This window comes from Veillonella sp. 20925_1_51 (assembly GCF_041431445.1).
Taxonomy (GTDB): domain Bacteria; phylum Bacillota; class Negativicutes; order Veillonellales; family Veillonellaceae; genus Veillonella; species Veillonella nakazawae.
In genome coordinates this window covers 1-579 of record NZ_JAPVXT010000023.1, presented here as the reverse complement: position 1 = coordinate 579, position 579 = coordinate 1, and the positions used below count along the sequence as shown (strand labels likewise).

Annotated in this window: 1 pseudogene; it reads right to left on the bottom strand. The window is 36.8% G+C overall.

Annotated features, from left to right (window positions below):
• Positions 1 to 579, bottom strand: a pseudogene (locus O3607_RS09740) (IS256-like element ISVat2 family transposase); the annotation flags it as partial.

The window sequence follows — 579 nt, the reverse complement described above, 5'->3', positions numbered from 1 at the left end:
TAGAAATACTTGCATCAGTTGGCATTACCTTAAGTATTTCTTTTGCAGAAAGCGGTCTTGGTGAGTGTAAATAACACCACCAAAAGACCGCTTTTATACGTTTTTCTACAGACATTCCTCGATGGTAGCGCAATAAACGTCTGAGTTGTGCGTTTACTCCGCCTTCAATAGGGTTATTAGTCCTCGGACATTCTTTATCCAACACCAATGTTTCATCTAAATATCGAAACATTGTCTCTGTATTAATTAATACCACTAGAGAGTTATAGGCTTTTAGTAATCGTTCATGCGTAGCTCTTAAATTATCATTACTATCACGTGTCATTTCACTTAGAAACTCTTTAAAAGTCACTCTCCAATTAAATAATCGTTGAATCCATATTTTTGCATCTTCCTGTGTTTTTACGTTATATAAATCGCTTGCTAAATCTTTTAACATAATACCTGCTAATGTCTTAGGCCGCCTAGTAGTGTAACGATGTACTTGCCATACGGCATGAACAATACAACGTTGAAGCTTGGCGGTACGCCAAACTTTTTTTAATGCTTTTCTAAGACCAGGTCCACCATCAGAAACGA